This is a genomic window from Streptomyces sp. NPDC127114, assembly GCF_042677525.1.
GTDB lineage: Bacteria > Actinomycetota > Actinomycetes > Streptomycetales > Streptomycetaceae > Streptomyces.
Window position 1 is genome coordinate 1 of record NZ_JBHXTJ010000035.1, and the last position, 17,339, is coordinate 17,339.

General features: G+C 73.5%; 14 protein-coding genes. 7 read left to right on the forward strand and 7 right to left on the reverse strand.

What is annotated here, in order from left to right:
* Positions 1–81: 81 nt before the first annotated feature.
* The 3 genes from ACFVGS_RS28095 to ACFVGS_RS28105 are packed head-to-tail and all read right to left on the reverse strand — an operon-like array spanning position 82 to position 3,721.
* Positions 82–690 (reverse strand): TetR/AcrR family transcriptional regulator, encoded by a 609-nt coding sequence (locus ACFVGS_RS28095; protein WP_384422029.1) that lies wholly within the window; start codon positions 688–690, stop codon positions 82–84.
* A 36-nt stretch (positions 691–726) separates the two neighbouring features.
* Complete coding sequence (locus ACFVGS_RS28100; protein ID WP_385694334.1) at positions 727–2,820, reverse strand: YhgE/Pip family protein; 2,094 nt, start codon at positions 2,818–2,820, stop codon at positions 727–729.
* Positions 2,807–3,721, reverse strand: a complete 915-nt coding sequence (locus ACFVGS_RS28105) for an ATP-binding cassette domain-containing protein (protein ID WP_385694337.1) — start codon at positions 3,719–3,721, stop codon at positions 2,807–2,809. Before ACFVGS_RS28105 ends, ACFVGS_RS28100 begins: the two co-directional genes overlap by 14 nt.
* A gap of 165 nt (positions 3,722–3,886) precedes the next feature.
* Here ACFVGS_RS28105 and ACFVGS_RS28110 point away from each other — a divergent pair, with 165 nt between their 5' ends.
* The 3 genes from ACFVGS_RS28110 (at position 3,887) to ACFVGS_RS28120 (ending at position 6,018) form a co-directional block, all read left to right on the forward strand.
* Entirely contained in the window at positions 3,887–4,417 is a 531-nt protein-coding gene (locus ACFVGS_RS28110; protein WP_384422035.1) for an SAV_6107 family HEPN domain-containing protein, read from the forward strand.
* A gap of 84 nt (positions 4,418–4,501) precedes the next feature.
* Complete coding sequence (locus tag ACFVGS_RS28115) at positions 4,502–5,290, forward strand: methyltransferase (RefSeq protein WP_384422037.1); 789 nt, start codon at positions 4,502–4,504, stop codon at positions 5,288–5,290.
* A 329-nt stretch (positions 5,291–5,619) separates the two neighbouring features.
* Positions 5,620–6,018, forward strand: a complete 399-nt coding sequence (locus tag ACFVGS_RS28120) for a DUF3040 domain-containing protein (protein WP_384422039.1) — start codon at positions 5,620–5,622, stop codon at positions 6,016–6,018.
* A 141-nt stretch (positions 6,019–6,159) separates the two neighbouring features.
* Here ACFVGS_RS28120 and ACFVGS_RS28125 read toward each other — a convergent pair whose 3' ends face one another.
* The 4 genes from ACFVGS_RS28125 to ACFVGS_RS28140 all read right to left on the reverse strand — a co-directional run bounded on the left by ACFVGS_RS28125 (position 6,160) and on the right by ACFVGS_RS28140 (position 11,695).
* Positions 6,160–8,547, reverse strand: a complete 2,388-nt coding sequence (locus ACFVGS_RS28125) for a DUF3488 and DUF4129 domain-containing transglutaminase family protein (RefSeq protein WP_385694341.1) — start codon at positions 8,545–8,547, stop codon at positions 6,160–6,162.
* Positions 8,544–9,914: a DUF58 domain-containing protein gene (locus ACFVGS_RS28130; RefSeq protein WP_385694343.1), complete on the reverse strand. Its 1,371-nt coding sequence runs from the start codon at positions 9,912–9,914 to the stop codon at positions 8,544–8,546. Before ACFVGS_RS28130 ends, ACFVGS_RS28125 begins: the two co-directional genes overlap by 4 nt.
* Complete coding sequence (locus ACFVGS_RS28135; RefSeq protein ID WP_384422044.1) at positions 9,914–10,939, reverse strand: AAA family ATPase; 1,026 nt, start codon at positions 10,937–10,939, stop codon at positions 9,914–9,916. Before ACFVGS_RS28135 ends, ACFVGS_RS28130 begins: the two co-directional genes overlap by 1 nt.
* Positions 10,940–11,140: 201 nt before the next feature.
* Entirely contained in the window at positions 11,141–11,695 is a 555-nt protein-coding gene (locus tag ACFVGS_RS28140; protein ID WP_384422046.1) for a beta-class carbonic anhydrase, read from the reverse strand.
* Between the two features lie 305 nt (positions 11,696–12,000).
* On the opposite strand from ACFVGS_RS28140, the gene rsmH reads away from it, so the two are divergent.
* The 4 genes from rsmH to ACFVGS_RS28160 all read left to right on the forward strand — a co-directional run bounded on the left by rsmH (position 12,001) and on the right by ACFVGS_RS28160 (position 17,337).
* Positions 12,001–12,960: a 16S rRNA (cytosine(1402)-N(4))-methyltransferase RsmH gene (gene rsmH / locus ACFVGS_RS28145; protein WP_384422048.1), complete on the forward strand. Its 960-nt coding sequence runs from the start codon at positions 12,001–12,003 to the stop codon at positions 12,958–12,960.
* 88 nt (positions 12,961–13,048) lie between these two features.
* Positions 13,049–13,633 carry a septum formation initiator family protein gene (locus tag ACFVGS_RS28150; RefSeq protein WP_384422050.1) on the forward strand — a complete coding sequence of 195 codons (585 nt, stop codon included), beginning with the start codon at positions 13,049–13,051 and terminating at the stop codon, positions 13,631–13,633.
* A 3-nt stretch (positions 13,634–13,636) separates the two neighbouring features.
* Positions 13,637–15,613, forward strand: a complete 1,977-nt coding sequence (locus tag ACFVGS_RS28155) for a peptidoglycan D,D-transpeptidase FtsI family protein (protein WP_384422052.1) — start codon at positions 13,637–13,639, stop codon at positions 15,611–15,613.
* Positions 15,614–15,654: 41 nt separating this feature from the next.
* Positions 15,655–17,337 (forward strand): UDP-N-acetylmuramoyl-L-alanyl-D-glutamate--2,6-diaminopimelate ligase, encoded by a 1,683-nt coding sequence (locus ACFVGS_RS28160; RefSeq protein ID WP_384422054.1) that lies wholly within the window; start codon positions 15,655–15,657, stop codon positions 17,335–17,337.
* Positions 17,338–17,339: the final 2 nt, after the last annotated feature.

Consider the following 17,339-nt stretch of genomic DNA (forward strand, 5'->3'; position numbering starts at 1 on the left):
GATCGAGCCTCGCCGGACCGGCGCCTTTCTTCGTTTGGTGCGAGCTAGGGCCTGTCCGGCGGATCAGGGCCGGACAAGGCCCTAGCAGCCGCTCACGCGTCCGTGCAGCAGACGCGAGAGCGCGGCGTGCACGTCGTCCAGGGAGCGCTCGCTCTGGAAGGCCTGCCAGTCCAGCGCGGCCACGAGGACCATGCCGACCAGTGCGGCCGCCGTCAGCTGGACGTCGATCTCCTCGCTCAGCTCGCCGGCCGCCACACCCTCCCGCAGCACGTCCTCGACCACCGCGACGGCCTCCTGACGGACCACCAGGAGGGTGGAGTTCCACGCTCGTCCGGTGCGCCACAGCTCGGCCACGTACAGCTGGGTGAAGGCCGGGTAGCGCTGGATGAAGACGAGGCCCGCCCTGATCATCGCGTCCAGCGCCTCGACCCGGCTGCCGCCGCGTCCGGCGGTCTCCTCCGCCGCGGCCCTCAGCGAGGCGGCGAGGAGCGAGACGCCGTGCCGCAGCAGCTCCTCGAAGAGCTCGGTCTTGCTCTTGAAGTTGTAGTAGACCGTGCCCTTGGCCACCCCCGCCCGCTCGGCGATCTCGTCGACCGTGGTCGCCGAGAAGCCCTGCTCGGCGATGAGGGTGACGGCCGCTTCGTAGAGCTTGGCGCGGGTGGCCTGCCGTCTGGTGCTGCTGCTGTCCATGGCTCGATTCTCACAGGTCCGCCGGAGGGTACCGGCCTAGAGCGACAGTTCGGGGTGGAGCCGGTCCAGGCTCCACACCTGCTTGCGGCGGGCGGAGACCGCGGTCAGCGCGAGCGCGCCCACCGTGAAGGCGGTGAGGACCGCGACCGCCTGCCAGACCGGCCCGATGCCGCCGCCCGTGATGAGCCGGCGCAGCGCCTCGACGACGTACGTCATCGGCAGGTACGGGTGGATCGCGTTGAAGAAGCCCGGGCTGGTCTGGACGGGGTAGGTGCCGCCCGCCGAGGTCAGCTGGAGCATCAGGACCGCGAGCACCAGGATCCGTCCGGCCGCGCCGAAGCGGGCGTTGAGCCACTGGATGATGGCGGCGAAGCAGCAGGTCACCAGGGCGAGGAAGCCGACCGTGCCGGCGGCCCTGGCCATCTGCAGTCCGAGGCCCCAGTGCAGCACGGACATCAGCGCGCCCACCTGGAGGACGCCGATCGCGGCGACCGGCAGCCAGCCCGCGAGCGCGATCCGCCAGGCGGAGGCGCCGGCGGCGAGGGCACGCCGGTTGAGCGGCTGGATGATCATGTAGGCGACCATCGCGCCGACCCAGAGGGAGAGCGGGATGAAGTAGGGGGCGAAACCGGTGCCGTAGTTGGGCGCCTTGTGCATCGACTGGGCGGCGAGCCTGACCGGGTCGGCCATCACCTCGGTGCGGCGGTCGCGGTCCTGCTTGTCGTAGTCGGGGATCTTCTTCACGCCGTCGCTGAGCCCGGTGGCGAGCTCGCCCGAGCCGTCCGCCAGCTTGAACAGGCCGCCGTCGAGCTCGCCCGCGCCCTTCTTGAGCCTGCCCACGCCGGTGTCCAGACTCGACGAGCCGGTGCGGGCGCTGGTGAGGCCGGTGTGCAGCCGGTCGGCGCCGTCGGCGACCTGGTGGGCGCCCTTGTTGAGCTCGTTGATCTTCCTGATGGCGCCCTCGATGTCCTCGTCGAGGTGCGGGGCGCGCCGGGCCAGCTCGTCGGCGTCCTTCTTGAGCTTGGCGAGCCGGGCGTCCAGGGTCTTCAGGTCGCCCTTGCTGTCCTTGGTCAGCTCGTGCAGGTCGTCGGCGATCTTCGCGACGTCGTCGGCGGTGACCGAGGCCTTCTTGAGCAGCTCGCAGCCCTTGGCGTCCTTCAGCGGGTCGAGGCTGGTCACGCACTGCTTGCGGTAGTACGCGGAGAGCTCGTCGTCGGCCACGTGGGCGGCCTCGCGGGCGACCGGAGCGCGGCGCACCAGGTCGTCCAGGTTGTGCCGGACGGCGGAGGCCGAGTCGGAGACCAGCCGGGCGGTGTCGCGGATCGACTTGCCGTTGTTCGCCAGGTAGGGGCGGACCTGGTCCGCCTTGGCGTTCACCTTGTCGGCGAGCTGCTGGGTGCCGTCGGCGACCTTCCGGGAGCCGGTCTCCAGGTCCTTGGCGCCCTTGTCGAGCTTCCTGATGCCCGAGGCGAGGTCGCCGCTGCCCTTCTTGGCGTCCTTCAGGCCGTCGGCCAGCTTCTTGGAGCCGGCCTTCGCCTTGTCGGCGCCGCCCTTGAGGTCGCCGGCGCCCTTGGCCGCCTCGGCGGTGGCGTCGTGCAGGTCGGAGAAGGAGATGAAGATCCTGTCCAGGAAGGTGCGGGAGGACTTGGTGGAGGCGGCGGTGCGCACCTCGGAGAAGACCGTGCGGGAGATCTGGCCGACGATGTAGTTGTTGGCGTCGTTCGTACGGACCCTGAGCGCTCCGGCCTCGGGGGAGTCGCCGGAGCTGGAGGCGATCCGCTCGCTGAAGTCGGCCGGCATGGTCAGGGAGAGGTAGTAGGTCCCGTCCTCCACGCCCTTCCGGGCGTCCTCGTCACTGACCTCGTGCCACTCGAAGACGGCGCTCTCGCGCAGCTTCTCGGTGATGTCGGCGCCCGCGGTGATCTTCTGCCCGCCGGTGGTGGCGCCCTTGTCCTCGTTGACCAGGGCGACGGGGATCTTGTCGAGCCTGCTGTACGGGTCCCAGAAGGACCACAGGTACAGCGCGCCGTACAGCAGCGGCAGCAGCAGGATCGCGACCATCGCGGCGCGCGGGAGCTTCCCCCTGCCGAACCGCTTCAGCTCGAGCGCGGCGAGCTTATGCGAGCGCACCGGCGTCCCCCTTCTCGGTCTTCGTGGCGGTCGTGTCGTCTTCGGTGGCCTCGGCCTCGGCCCCGTCGGTGGCCGTGGTTTCGGTGGCGGTCGTCTCGGCGGCCGTCGTCTCGGTGGCCGGGGCGTCGGTGGCCGTGGTGTCGGTCTTCGTCTTCGTCGTCGTGGCCGGGGCCGGGGCCGTGGCCGTGGTGGCGGTGGCCGCCGTGGAGACGCGGACGGCGCCTTCCGGGGCCTCGCTGCACACCGCGAGGACGGTGATGCCGGAGGCGGCGACGGAACGCAGCAGGTCCCAGGCCTCGGCTCGGTCGGCGTCGGACAGCTTGAGGTCGGTGTCGTCCAGCGCGAGCAGCCGGGGCCGGCCGATGAGCGCGAGGGCGACGGAGAGCCGCAGCGCCTCCAGGCGCTCCAGGTCCCGTACGGAGGTCCGGTCGCCCTTCGGCAGCGCGTCGACGTCCAGGCCCGCGGCGGTCAGGGCCTCGTCGATCCGGGCCCGGGCGGTGGCGGCGCGCTCGCCCGGGGGACGCAGCAGGGCCTTCAGCGAGCCGTCGAAGCGGCGCTGGAGCAGGGCCCGCTCGCGCAGGTGCTCGGCGACGGTGAGGGCCGGGTCGAGGTCGCTCACGCCCGGCACGGGGCCGAGCGCCGCGATCCGGCGCACGGCGGCCATCCTGCGCGGCAGCCGGAGGCCGCCCACGTCGGCATGGCCCTCGTGGGTCTTCATCCGGCCGGTGAGCGCGAGCAGCAGGCAGGTACGGCCGGATCCGGACGGGCCCTCGATCGCGACGAGGGTTCCGGGGGCGGCCTCGAAGCCGACCCCGCGAAACGCCCAGCCGCGCGGGCCCTTCAGGCCGAATCCGTCCGCGACGACGGCGGCGCCGTACGGCTCGTCCGGGTTCGCGTCCACGATCCCCCCTCGGTATGGAACGTCTTTGAACTGACCAGTCAGTTCAAAAAGTTACCGCCGAGTTGGCGATCACGCAAAAGACCAGGTCAGCGGGATTGTCAGTGGGGCACTGCACGATGAACACATACGGCCACAGCGCCGTCACCCGACGACAGGAGGCTCGTCATGGCCGGCCACAACGCCGCAGCCGCACCCCGGCGCCGCACCGGATCGCGCCCCGCCCCCGCCCAGCTCGGACCCGCGTCCGACATCCACCCGGTCCTGCGCCGCTCCTCGGCACCGCCCGCCGCCCTCGACCTGCTCGCCAAGGCCAGGGCCGGACTCGACGAGGCCGCCGCGCTCGACGTGCCCAACGAGCGGTACGCCACCGCCCACCTCGCCGCCCTGCGCACCGCCGCGGCCGTGCTCGCCGCCCGCGGCCGGCCCGAGCGCGACCCCCGCAAGCGGGCCCGCATCCGCAGCACCTGGGAGGTGCTGCCCGAGATAGCGCCCGAGCTCACCGAGTGGAGCGCCCTCTTCGCCTCAGGCGCCGAGCGCCGGGCCCGGGCCGAGGCCGGCATCACCGGCGCCGCGAGCCGCCGCGACGCCGACGACCTGATCCGCGCCGCCGCGGTCTTCCTGCGCCTGGTCGAGCGGCTCCTGGTCCTCCAGCCGGTGCTGCCGCGCCAGCCGGGCGCCGGGGAGGCCGCCGGATGACCGGGACCGGCCGGATGATCGGGAGACCAGGGCCGAGGCCATAGGGTGGGGACGTTCGTACCCGTCACCGAGGAGTCAACAGCCGTGTCGGACCCTTCCCCTGTCTCCGGTCGAGAGGCGACCTCGCGCCCGTCGCGCGCCTCCCTGCGCACCGCCGTCGTCTGGGACGTCCTCAAAGACGCCCTGGACCGCCGGGTCAAGGCCACCGGGAAGGACAGCCTCGATGTCCTCGACACGGGCGGCGGCTCCGGCAACTTCGCGGTGCCCGTCGCCCGGCTCGGCCACCGGGTGACCGTCGTCGACCCCAGCCCCAACGCGCTCTTCGCGCTGGAGCGGCGCGCCGCCGAGGCGGGCGTCGCCGACCGCGTCCAGGGCGTCCAGGGCGACATCCGCGGCCTGTTCGACGTGGTCGAGCGCGAGGGCTACGACTCGGTGCTCTGCCACGGCGTCCTGGAGTACGTGGACGACCCCGCCGAGGGCGTCCGCAACGCCACGGCCGCGCTGCGCGCCGGCGGCAGCCTCAGCCTGCTCGCCGCCGGGCTCGGCGGCGCCGTCCTCGCCCGCGCGCTCGCCGGACACTTCACCGAGGCCCGGCACGCGCTGAGCGACCCGGCCGGCCGCTGGGGCGAGGGCGACCCGGTGCCCCGGCGGTTCACCGCCGAGCAGCTCACCGAGCTCGCCGCCGACGCCGGTCTCGACGTGGGCGCCGTGCACGGCGTGCGGGTCTTCGCCGACCTGGTCCCCGGCGTCCTGGTCGACACCGAGCCGGGCGCCGCCGAGGCCCTGCTCAGGCTGGAGGCCGCGGCCGCCGAGCTGCCGTCCTTCCACGCCATCGCGACCCAGCTGCACGTCCTCGGCGAGAAGCACGGCTGAGCGGGCCGCGCCGGCATCGGCCGGCCACCCGCACGGCGGTGCCCCGGAGCCTGCGCCCCGGGGCGCCGCCGTATGCGCTGAGCAGCGACGCAGCCGCAGATGGAGTACGCCACAGCCCGCCCGAACGGGGACTTGTCCCCGTATGATCGAGGGACACCATCCGGCATGACGGGCAGGGGGCTGGGGAATCAACGCCTCAGCATCCGATCCGCATGGCGGCCCGGATTGGCGATTTGGCATTGAGGGCGGGTTTCACGGGGGCGATTCCCTGCCTATCCTGAAAGGGCCGCAAACCGGTCGCCCCCGCGACCGACGACGAGGAGGACTCCGTGCCGCTCTCGGAGCACGAGCAGCGAATGCTCGAGCAGATGGAGCGAGCGCTGTACGCCGAAGATCCCAAGTTCGCGACAGCGCTCGAGGGAAGCGGACTGCGTACGTACACCCGGCGACGGGTCTACCAGGCAGTCGCCGGCTTCCTGGTGGGTATCGCGCTCCTCATGGCCGGAATGGTCGCTCAGCAGATCTGGATCAGCGTGGTGGGATTCCTCGTCATGCTGGGCTGCGCGGTCCTGGCGGTCACCGGATGGCGCAAGGCGCCCAAGCCGGGTGAGCATGTGCGGGGAGCCGCCGGAGGCGGCCGTCAGTCCCGACAGCGACGCTCGATGATGACCCGCATCGAAGAACGGTGGCAGCGCCGCCGCGACGAACAGCAGGGCGGCCACCACTGAGGGGGCCCGCCCGACCGGCGGTCCGAGACCGTCGAACCGAGCACGAAGCACCGCGCACGAACCACTGAACACCAACCCTGTGGGCCCGCACCGTAAGGTGCGGGCCCACAGGGTTTCGTGCGTCGGGTCCGTGCGTCCGGGTCAGGACGGCTTCCGGGTCAGCGTCCGGGCCGTGGCGCGGGCCCTCGCCCGCCACGCCTCCCGGACCGCCGCCCAGCGCTCCCGGGCCGCCCAGCTCAGCCTGGCGGCCGAGCGGGGTGCCAGCAGCGCCCGCAGGCGGGTGCCCCGCGAGGCGGAGGCGTCGAAACCGCGTCGGATCACGACGGCCAGCTCGGTGAGACCCGTGGCCGGACGCGGAACCGGGGCGTACAGCGCCTCCTCCACCGCGCGCGCCAGCCGGTGCACCGCGTCCGCCGCGTCCGGCGGCAGCTCGCCCTCGCGGGCCAGGCGCGCGGCCGTCCGGCGGGGCGTCCGCGACTCGTCGGGGAACACCCCGTGGTCCCAGGCCGTGTCGTTGACCTCCTGCCAGACCGCGAGGACGCGCGTGACCGGGTCACCCGCCGGGCCGAGGCGTCCGGCCCGCACCCGGCTGCGCCACAGCAGCGGGAACAGCAGGAGCGCCGGCACCAGCAGCACGCCCAGACCCAGCAGGACCGGCTGCCACGGGAAGCCGCCGTCGCCGTCCGACGCTCCGCCGCCCGCCGCCTGGTCCTGACCGCACTCGCCGAGCTTCTTCTGCTGCGGCGTGCAGCTCTCCGAGGCGCTCGGCACCGCCGAGGGCTGCACCGACGCGCCCGTCGAGGGCTGCGCGGAGGGCGTCGCCGCCCCGCCCGCGGACTGCTCCCGGGTCCAGTCCGGCGCCGAGCCGCGCGAGGGCGTGGGCTCGAACCGGGTCCAGCCGGCGCCCTCGAAGTACAGCTCCGGCCACGCGTGGGCGTCCCGTATGCCGACCGACACCGAGCCGTCGGCCTGGGGCGTGCCCGGCATGAAACCGACCGCGACCCGGGCCGGGATGCCGAGGGAACGCGCCATCGCCGCCATCGAGAAGGAGAAGTGGACGCAGAAGCCCTCCTTGTCCTTCAGGAAGCGGGTGATCGCTCCGACACCGGTGCCGGAGTCGACCTTCACGCTGTAGCGGAAGCCGCCGTCCTCGGTGAACCACTTCTGCAGCTTCACCGCCCGCTCGTAGTCGTTGCGCGCCCCACGGGTGACCTCCAGGGCCGTCGACCTCACCTCCGGCGGCAGCGTGGCGGGCACCCGGGTGTACTCCCGGCGCAGCTTGTCCGGGGCGGCCGGGGCCGCCGCCAGCTGCTCGCCGGTGGGCTGCACGGCCAGGCTGGTCACCGAGTAGCGGGCGCCGCGCGTGGTCTGCCCGTTGTCGCCGACGAGCATCCGGCCGGCCGGCTCGTAGCGCCAGCCGCCCGGGATGGACACCTTGGACGCCGGGTACGGCATCGGCAGCCACTTCTGCTCGTACTGCGGCGAGGCGACGAAGTTCGTGGTCACCTCCGTGACGCGGACGTCCTGGGCGAGGCCGTCCGGCCAGGGCAGCTCCTCGGGCACGTCCTGGATGGGGCGCACCGAGGACTTCCAGGCGGTGCCGTCGAACTGGTCGAGCGCGACGAGCCGCAGATAGTGCCCGCTGGTGTCGGTGAGGTTGGTGCGGTAGCGCAGGACCTCGCGGTCCTCCGGCTGGCGCAGGTCGTTCTGCAGCGAGACCAGCGGGTTCACGGCGGAGATCGTGCCGCCCTTGCCGCCGGAGCCCTCACCGCCGCCGTTGCCGCCGAAGATCCCGCCGTCGAGCCCCGGGAGCGCGCGCGGCAGCACCAGCGCGATGACCAGGACGACCGCGCCGATCCGCCACCCGGTGCGCGTCGGCGCGAACGTCGGCCCGCCTTCCCCGATGGCCGACCCGGGCCGGGCGGAGCGCTGGGCGCCGCCGAAGACCCGGCCCCAGGCGGAGAGCCGGTCCCGGCCCTCGGCCAGGAGCAGCACCAGGTAGCCGGTGGCGGCGAGCAGGAAGGCCCACGCGCCCGCGCCGCCGCCGGCGAGCCCGGCGGCCACCGAGTACAGCGCGAGCAGGGGCAGTCCCGCGGGGGCCGCGTTGCGGAACGTCACCGCGAGGGCGTCCACCAGGAGGCCGATCACCGCGACGCCGGTGACGAGCAGCAGCCGGATGCCGGGGGTGTTCGGCGCCGGTGTCGCGTACGTGCCGACGTCGGTGACGCCCGCCTCGAAGAGCGTCCCGAAGGCGGCGAAGGCCTCGGGTCCCGGCAGCACGCCGAGGACCGCCTGCTCGCGCACGAAGACCACGGTGAGCACGAGCAGCGTGAGGACGGCCTGGGCGGCGATCGTCAGCGGCCGGGCGAGCGGCACCCGCCGGGTCGCGGTGCCCACCGCGCTCTGCAGACCCAGCAGGATCGCCGCCGTGAAGATCCAGGTGGCCGGCCTGACCAGCGGCAGCAGGGCGATCGACGCCGTGAGCGTCGCTCCGTAGGCCGCGAGCGTCAGCCGCGCGCGCCCGCTCATGACCAACCTCCGTAGGTGTCGGCGGCGGGGGCCTGCGCGGCCGCCCCGCCGGCCTGCTGCCACAGATCGCCGAGCCGGACGCCCGGAGCCACGGCGAAGGCCTGCCAGCCGGCCTCCCGCAGCCGCCGCAGCCGGTCCTCGACGGCGCCGGCGACGGCGCCGCCGGTCAGCCAGGTCCCGGAGTCCAGCACGAAGGCGACGGCCGCGCCGCCGCGCTGCCGCATCCGGGCCACGAGCGCCGCCTGGTCCTCGTCGAGGTCGCCCAGGAAGGCGACGAGCAGGCCCTCGTGTCCGCCGCGCAGCGCGTCGTACGCCCGGGACAGGCCGGCTCCCTCGGAGTGGTCGACGACCGCGAGGGTGTCCATCATCAGGCCGACGGTGTCGGCCGATTCCGGGCCGGACCGGCCGGCCCCGGCGAAGCCCTCGGCGCCATCGCCGGGCACGGAACTGCCGGTGTCGGTGAGCAGCCGGACCGAGTAGCCGCGCTCCAGCATGTGCGTGAGGACGGAGGCGGCGCCGGAGACGGCCCATTCGAAGGCCGAGTCCGGTCCGCCGCCCTCGTAGGCGATCGCCCGGGTGTCGAGCAGCACCGTGCAGCGGGCGCGCTGCGGCTGCTCCTCGCGGCGCACCATCAGCTCGCCGTAGCGGGCGGTGGAGCGCCAGTGCACCCGGCGCAGGTCGTCGCCGTACCGGTAGGCGCGGGGGATGATGTCGTCGTCCCCGGCGAGCGCGAGGGCCCGCTGCTGTCCCTCCCCGTACCCGGCGGACTCGCCGCCGGGCCGGACGGGCGGGAGCGGTTCGGTGCGCGGGATGACGGTCAGCGTGTCGTACGCGCTGAAGGAGCGGGTCAGCTCGCACATCCCGAAGGGGTCGGTGAGCCGCAGCTGGAGCGGGCCGAGCGGGAAGCGTCCGCGCAGGTCGGAACGGACCCGGTAGGACACCTCACGGCGGCCGCCCGCCTCGACGCGGTCGAGGACGAAGCGGGGCCGGGGTCCCAGCATGTACGGCACGTGGTCCTGGAGCATCAGCAGGCCCGTGGGCAGCCGGGACACGTTGTCCATGCGGAGGTGGACCCGGGCCTCGGTGCCGGTCTCGACCCGCTGAGGGGAGAGCCGGCGGCCGGCCGCGACCCGGTGGCGGGTGCGGTGCAGCACCACGACGCAGACCAGCGGCAGCACGGCGAGCACCAGCCCGACGCGCAGCAGGTCGACTTGGCCGAGCACATAGGCACAGACGGCGGCCGCGATCCCGGCGGCGAGGAAGGAGCGGCCGCGGGTGGTGAGCCCGGCCAGGGCGGCCCGCAGGCTGCCCCGGTCGCCGTCCTCCCACCGCGCCGGGGCCGGCCCCTGCGGAGCGGCGGTGCTCATCACAGCCGCCGGGCGCCGGGCTGCTGGCCGTAGTACGGACCGGCCGGCTGCGCGGGAGGCGCGGCGGCCGGCACGGGCGTGCGCTGCAGGATGTCGTGCACGACCTGCTCGGCCGTGCGGCGGTTGAGCTGGGCCTGCGCGGTGGGCAGCAGACGGTGGGCCAGCACCGGGGCGGCGAGCGCCTGGAGGTCGTCGGGCAGCACGTACTCCCGGCCGCTGAGCGCGGCGGAGGCCTTCGCGGCCCGCAGCAGGTGCAGGGTGGCGCGGGGCGAGGCACCGAGTCGCAGGTCGGGGTGGGTGCGGGTGGCGGCCACCAGCTCCACCGCGTACCGCTGGACGGCGTCGGCGACGTGCACCTTGCGGACGGCCTCGACCAGCTTGAGGACGTCATGGGCGTGGGCCACCGGCTGGAGGTCGTCCAGCGGGGAGACCGAGCCGTGCACGCCGAGCATCTTCAGCTCGGCCTCGGCGTTCGGGTAGCCGATGGAGACGCGGGCCATGAAGCGGTCGCGCTGGGCCTCGGGCAGCGGGTAGGTGCCCTCCATCTCCACCGGGTTCTGGGTGGCGACCACCATGAACGGGCTGGGCAGCTCGTACGTCTGGCCGTCGACCGTGACCTGGCGCTCCTCCATGGACTCCAGGAGCGCCGACTGGGTCTTGGGCGAGGCCCGGTTGATCTCGTCGCCGATCACGATCTGCGCGAAGATCGCACCCGGCTTGAACTCGAACTCGCGCCGCTGCTGGTCGAAGATCGACACGCCGGTGATGTCCGAAGGCAGCAGGTCGGGCGTGAACTGGATCCGGCGGACCGAGCAGTCGATCGACCGCGCCAGCGTCTTGGCCAGCATGGTCTTGCCGACGCCGGGGACGTCCTCGATGAGGAGATGTCCCTCGGCGAGCAGCACCGTCAGCGCAATCCGTACGACCTCGGGCTTGCCCTCGATCACACTCTCCACCGACCTGCGCACCCGCTCCGCGGTCGTGGTCAGATCTGTGAGGCTCGCTCGGTCGTCATAGGTCGTCACCCGGCCCTCCTCGGCCCTTTCAGCAGCACCGACACCTGCCCCCGGCGCGATGGCCGGGGGGTGTCACCCGTGCATTCTTGTGGCCGTGACCGGGTCGTGTCACTTGCCGGCGGCTCGCCTGTGGATAACTCCGGGCGAATTGCCGGGGTTTGCGGGCTTGCGCCGGGCGTTCCGCTTCGGTGCGGCGACCCGGCGGGGTGGCTATTCGGCCGTCGTGGACGGCTCGATCTCGCGCAGCAGACCCGTCTTCACGTCGAAGACGAAGCCCCGCACGTCGTCGGTGTGCAGCAGGAACGGGGAGGTGCGCACCCGCTGCATCGACTGGCGGACGTCCTGGTCGACGTCGCGGAAGGCCTCGACGGCCCAGGCCGGACGCTGACCGACCTCGTCCTCCAGCTCGTGCCGGAAGTCCTCGGTGAGCGACTCCAGGCCGCAGCCGGTGTGGTGCACCAGCATCACGCTGCGGGTGCCGAGGGCGCGCTGGCTGATCGTGAGCGAGCGGATCACGTCGTCGGTGACGACTCCGCCGGCGTTGCGGATGGTGTGGCAGTCGCCCAGCTGGAGGCCGAGGGCGGCGTGCAGGTCGAGACGGGCGTCCATGCAGGCGACCACGGCGACGCGCAGCACGGGCCGCGCGTCCATTCCCGGGTCGGTGAAGCCGGCGGCGTATTGCGCGTTCGCCTCGACGAGACGGTCGGTGACCGTGCTGCTCTCGGTGTCTATCGAGTCGGCGGAGGTGTGCGGCAGTGTCGACATGTCACCGACGTTAGTGGTCACGGTGTCCGGAAGCAGGCTGTGAGAAGGGACAAAGAGTCCCAATGAACCTTGTTGTGAGCTAACCCACAGTCGGCGCCGGACGGGGCCGTTCGGGTGAGTGCGCGGGGCGCGCGACGCGCCAGCCGGTTGGTTGACCGGCGGGTCCCGTGGACTAGAGTGACGCGAAGTTCACGGAGACATCGAGCGATTTCCGCCGGTTGTCCCCCATTCAAGCGGCGGTACCCACGGCTCGGCCCCTTCCGCTCGCCGGCGGTACCTGTCTCCGCCGGATCTGAGAGGGCGCATTGAGCAACGACCGACACGTCCCGGTGATGCTCCAGCGGTGCCTGGACATGCTGGCGCCCGCCCTGGAACACCCCGGTGCCGTCGTCGTCGACTGCACCCTGGGCCTCGGCGGACACAGCGAGGCGCTGCTGCGGCGCTTCCCCGAGGCGCGGCTGGTCGCCCTCGACCGTGACAAGGAGGCCCTGCGCCTCTCCGGCGAGCGGCTCGCGCCCTACGGCGAGCGCGCCACCCTCGTACACGCGGTCTACGACGAGCTGCCCGAGGTCCTGGACCGGCTCGGCATCGCGCGCGTCGACGGCGTCCTCTTCGACCTGGGCGTCTCCTCGATGCAGCTGGACGAGGCCGACCGCGGCTTCGCCTACGCCCAGGACGCCCCGCTCGACATGCGCATGGACCAGACGACCGGCATGAGCGCCGCCGAGGTCCTCAACACCTACCCGGCCGGCGAGCTGGTCCGCATCCTGCGCGCCTACGGCGAGGAGAAGCAGGCCAAGCGGATCGTCTCCGCCATCGTGCGCGAGCGCGAGAAGGAGCCCTTCAGCAACAGCGCCCGGCTGGTCGAGCTGATCCGCGACGCCCTGCCGCAGGCCGCCAAGCGCACCGGCGGCAACCCGGCGAAGCGCACCTTCCAGGCCCTGCGCATCGAGGTCAACGGAGAGCTCTCGGTCCTGGAGCGGGCCATTCCCGCGGCCGTGAAGGCCCTCGCCGTCGGCGGCCGGATCGCCGTCCTGTCGTACCACTCGCTGGAGGACCGGCTGGTCAAGCAGGTGTTCGCGGCGGGCGCCGCCAACACCGCCCCGCCCGGCCTCCCCGTCGTCCCCGAGCGCTACCAGCCGCGCCTGAAGCTCCTCACCCGCGGCGCCGAGCTCCCCACGGAGGAGGAGGTCGCCGAGAACCGCCGGGCGGCGCCCGCGCGTCTCAGGGGGGCGCAGAGGATCCGGGAGGACGAGACCGCGTGAGCGACGGGCGCGAGGCCACCGTGCCGCAGACGACGGCGACGGCCGCACCGGCGCGCCTCGCGCGGACGGAAGCGGACGAGGACGGGCGATGACGAAACAGGGGCCCCTCAAAGGGCGGGCCGCACGGCTCGGCCGGCTCATGCCGTCCGGACCGAGCACCGCGGCCCGTACTCCCTTCGTCCTGCTCGTCGTGCTCCTCCTCGGTGGCGGCCTGATCAGCCTGCTGCTGCTCAACTCCGCCCTCAACCAGGGCTCCTTCAAGCTCAGCGAGCTGAAGAAGGAGACCACCGAACTGACCGACGAGGAACAGGCCCTCCAGCGGGACGTGGACGACAGCGCCGCCCCCGACGCGCTGGAGCGGCGCGCCCGCGAGCTCGGCATGGTGCCCGGCGGCACGCCCGCCTTCCTCGACCCCGACGGCCGGGTCCGCGGCGAGCCCTCCGTCGCGGTCTCCCCGAAGCCCTCGCCCCGGCCCACCCCGTCGGCCGGGGCGACCGCCCCGGCGGCGGGCGCACCGGCAGCCGGGCCCGCCGAGCAGTCCCGGCCACCCGCCTCGCCGCCCGCGGCCTCGAACGCGTCCGACGGGCCCGGCACTCCGGGCACCCCCGGCACCGCCGCCTCCGCGACACCGACGCAGACCACCGCGACCGCCCCCACGACCTCCGGCAGGTGACCCGTGCCCTCCAAGGAGCCCCCGCGCCGCCGCGTCCCCGGCCCCGCGCGGCCCGCACGCCCGCGGCCCGCCGCATCCGGCAGGCCCGCGGCGAGGCCCGCCCCGAGACCCGCGCAGCCCCGGCGCCCGGCGGCCCGGCCCGCGGCCAGGGCGCGCACGATCCGGCTCGGCAGGCCCAAGCCCCGGCTGCGTCTGGTCTCCCTCGGCCTGACCCTCGTCATGCTGGTCTTCGTGGTCCGGCTGCTCCAGGTGCAGGCCGTGGACGCCGCCGCGTACGCCGCGAAGGCCGAGAAGCACCGCTACCAGGAGTACACGCTCTCCGCCGACCGCGGTGAGATCACCGACCGCAACGGGGTCGCGCTGGCCGCCAGCGTCGACGCGTACGACGTCACCGCCGACCCCAAGCTCTTCACGCCCGAGGAGTCCAGGCTCGAGGACGCCCCCGAGCAGGCGGCCGCGTTGCTCGCCCCGCTCCTCGGCAAGGAGCCCGCCGAGCTCGCCAGGAAGCTGCGCACCCCCAAGTCCCGCTACACCGTCCTCGCCCGCAAGCAGACGCCCCAGGTCTGGAACCAGATCAAGGACCTGAAGAAGGTCTACGAGCAGAAGGCCAAGCCCGCCAACGGCGGCAACGGGATCAACCTGCTCGGCGGCGTCCTCGGCGAGCCCAGCACCAAGCGCGTGTACCCGAACGGCGAACTCGCCGCCGGGATACTGGGCTACGTCAACGCCGAGGGCCGCGGCGCGGGCGGCGTGGAGTCCATGCTCGACAAGGAACTGGCCGGCAAGGACGGCAAGATCCGCTTCGCCCAGTCCGGCGGGCGCCGGGTGCCCACCGCGGGCTCCCAGGGCACCCCGGCCGTCCCCGGCTCCGACATCGAGCTGACCATCGACCGGGACATCCAGTGGGCCGCCCAGCAGGCCATCACCGAGCAGGTGCGCAGGTCCAGGGCGGACCGCGGCTACGTCGTCGTGCAGGACACCCGGACCGGCGAGGTCCTGGCCATGGCCAACGCCCCCGGCTTCGACCCCAACGACCTGTCCCAGGCCAACGCCACCGCCATGGGCAACGCCGCCCTCCAGGACGCCTACGAGCCCGGCTCGACCGCCAAGGTCATGTCGATGGCCGCCGTCCTCGAGGAGGGCGCGGCCACCCCCGACACCCGGGTGACCGTCCCCAACCGGCTGCACCGCGGCGACCGGCTGTTCGCCGACGACGTCGACCACAAGACCTGGTACCTGACCCTCAACGGCGTCCTCGCCAAGTCCAGCAACATCGGCACCATCCTCGCCACCGGCCAGCTCGGCAAGACCCAGCCCGAGGCCAACAGGGTGCTGTACGACTACCTGCGCAGGTTCGGCGTCGGCAGCCCCACCGGCCTCGGCTACCCGGGCGAGACGCCCGGCATCCTCGCCAAGCCCCAGGACTGGTCGACCTCGCAGCAGTACACGATCCCGTTCGGCCAGGGCCTCTCCGTCAGCGCCATGCAGGCCGCCTCGGTCTACTCGACCATCGCCAACGGCGGCGTCCGGATCGAGCCGACCCTGGTGCGCGGCACCAAGGGCCCCGACGGCCGCTTCACCCCGGCGCCGGCGCCCGAGGAGTCCCGGGTGATCAGCGAGAAGACCGCCAAGACCCTCGCGCAGATGCTGGAGTCCGTGGTCGACGACGAGGAGGGCACCGGCACCAGGGCGGCCATTCCCGGCTACCGCGTCGCGGGAAAGACCGGCACCGCCAACCGCGTCGACCCCGAACTCGGCCGCTACAAGGGCTACACCGCGTCCTTCGCCGGCTTCGCCCCCGCCGACCAGCCCCGCATCACCGTCTACTGCGCCATCCAGAACCCCACCAAGGGCAGCTACTTCGGCGGCCAGATCTGCGGACCCATCTACAAAAAGGTCATGGAGTTCGCCCTCAAGACCCTCCACGTGCCGCCGACCGGCAGCGAACCCGCCCGCCTGCCCGTGTTCTTCGCCCCCTAGGCGGACGAACGTGAACACCCCGTGACACTTCGGGAGCACCAGTGACAACGATCACCCCACCTTCCGGGAACCGGAAATCGAACTCCGGCGACGCCGCGGCCCGATTTAGCCCTGCGCACGGTGCGCCCGGTACGCTCACCGCCGTGCCACACGCTGATCAGTCCCGAACCACCCCGCCCCGCCCGGAGCGGCTCCGCCCGACACCCCTGGGCGAGCTCGCCGGCCGGCTGGGCACCGAGATCCCCGGCTCCGGTCACGGCGTCGAGGTCTCGGGCATCACCCACGACTCGCGGGCGGTGCGCCCCGGCGACGTGTACGCGGCCCTGCCGGGCGCCCGTGCCCACGGAGCCGACTTCGTCGCCCAGGCCGCGGGTCTCGGTGCCGCCGCCGTCCTGACCGACCCGTCGGGCGCCGAGCGCGCCGCCGCGACCGGCCTGCCGGTCCTCGTCGTCGACGACCCGCGCGGCCGGATGGGCGAGCTCGCCGCCGAGATCTACGGGCGCCCGGGCGCGGACCTGCTCCAGATCGGCATCACCGGCACCTCCGGCAAGACCACCACGGCCTACCTCGTCGAGGGCGGCCTGCGCGGCGCGGGCAAGGCCACCGGCCTGGTCGGCACCGTCGAGATGCGCATCGGCGACGAGCGCATCAAGTCCGAGCGGACCACCCCCGAAGCCACCGACCTCCAGGCCCTGTTCGCGGTCATGCGCGAGCGCGGCGTCGAGGCGGTCGCCATGGAGGTCTCCAGCCACGCCCTGGTGCTCGGCCGGGTCGACGGCTGCGTCTTCGACGTCGCCGTCTTCAACAACCTGAGCCCGGAGCACATGGAGTTCCACTCCGACATGGAGGACTACTTCCAGGCCAAGGCGCGGCTGTTCACGCCCGAGCGCAGCAGGCGCGGCGTGGTGAACCTCGACGACGACTACGGCCGCCGGCTGGCCGCGGAGGCGACCGTCCCGGTCGTCACCTTCTCCGCCGCGGGCGACCCGAACGCCGACTGGCGCGCCGAGGACGTCGTCACCGGAGCCGCCGACTCCACCTTCACGGTCGTCGGTCCGGACGGCACCCGGATCTCCGCCACCGCGCCGCTGCCCGGCCCGTTCAACGTGGCCAACACGCTCGCCGCGATCGTCACCCTCGCCACCGCGGGCATCGACCCGAAGACCGCCGCCGACGGCGTCGCCGCCGTCCCCGGCGTCCCGGGCCGCCTGGAGAAGGTCGACGCCGGCCAGCCGTTCCTCGCGGTCGTCGACTACGCGCACAAGACGGACGCCGTCGAATCGGTCCTGCGCTCGCTGCGCGAGGTGACCCGCGGGAAGCTGCACGTGGTCATCGGCTGCGGCGGCGACCGCGACACCACCAAGCGCGGCCCGATGGGCGCCGCCGCGGCCCGGCTCGCCGACACCGCCGTCCTCACCTCCGACAACCCGCGCTCCGAGGACCCGCTCGCGATCCTCACCGCGATGCTGGCCGGCGCCTCCGAGGTGCCGGCGTACCAGCGCGCCGAGGTCCTGGTCGACGCCGACCGGGCCGCCGCCATCGCCGCCGCCGTGGCCCGCGCCGAGCCGGGCGACACCGTCCTGGTCGCCGGCAAGGGCCACGAGCAGGGGCAGGAGACCGCCGGCGTGGTCCGGCCCTTCGACGACCGTCAGGTCCTGCGCGAGGCCATCCTCAGCCGGCTGAGCCAGCAGGACGCACACCGTCACCAGAACAGTCAGGGATGAAG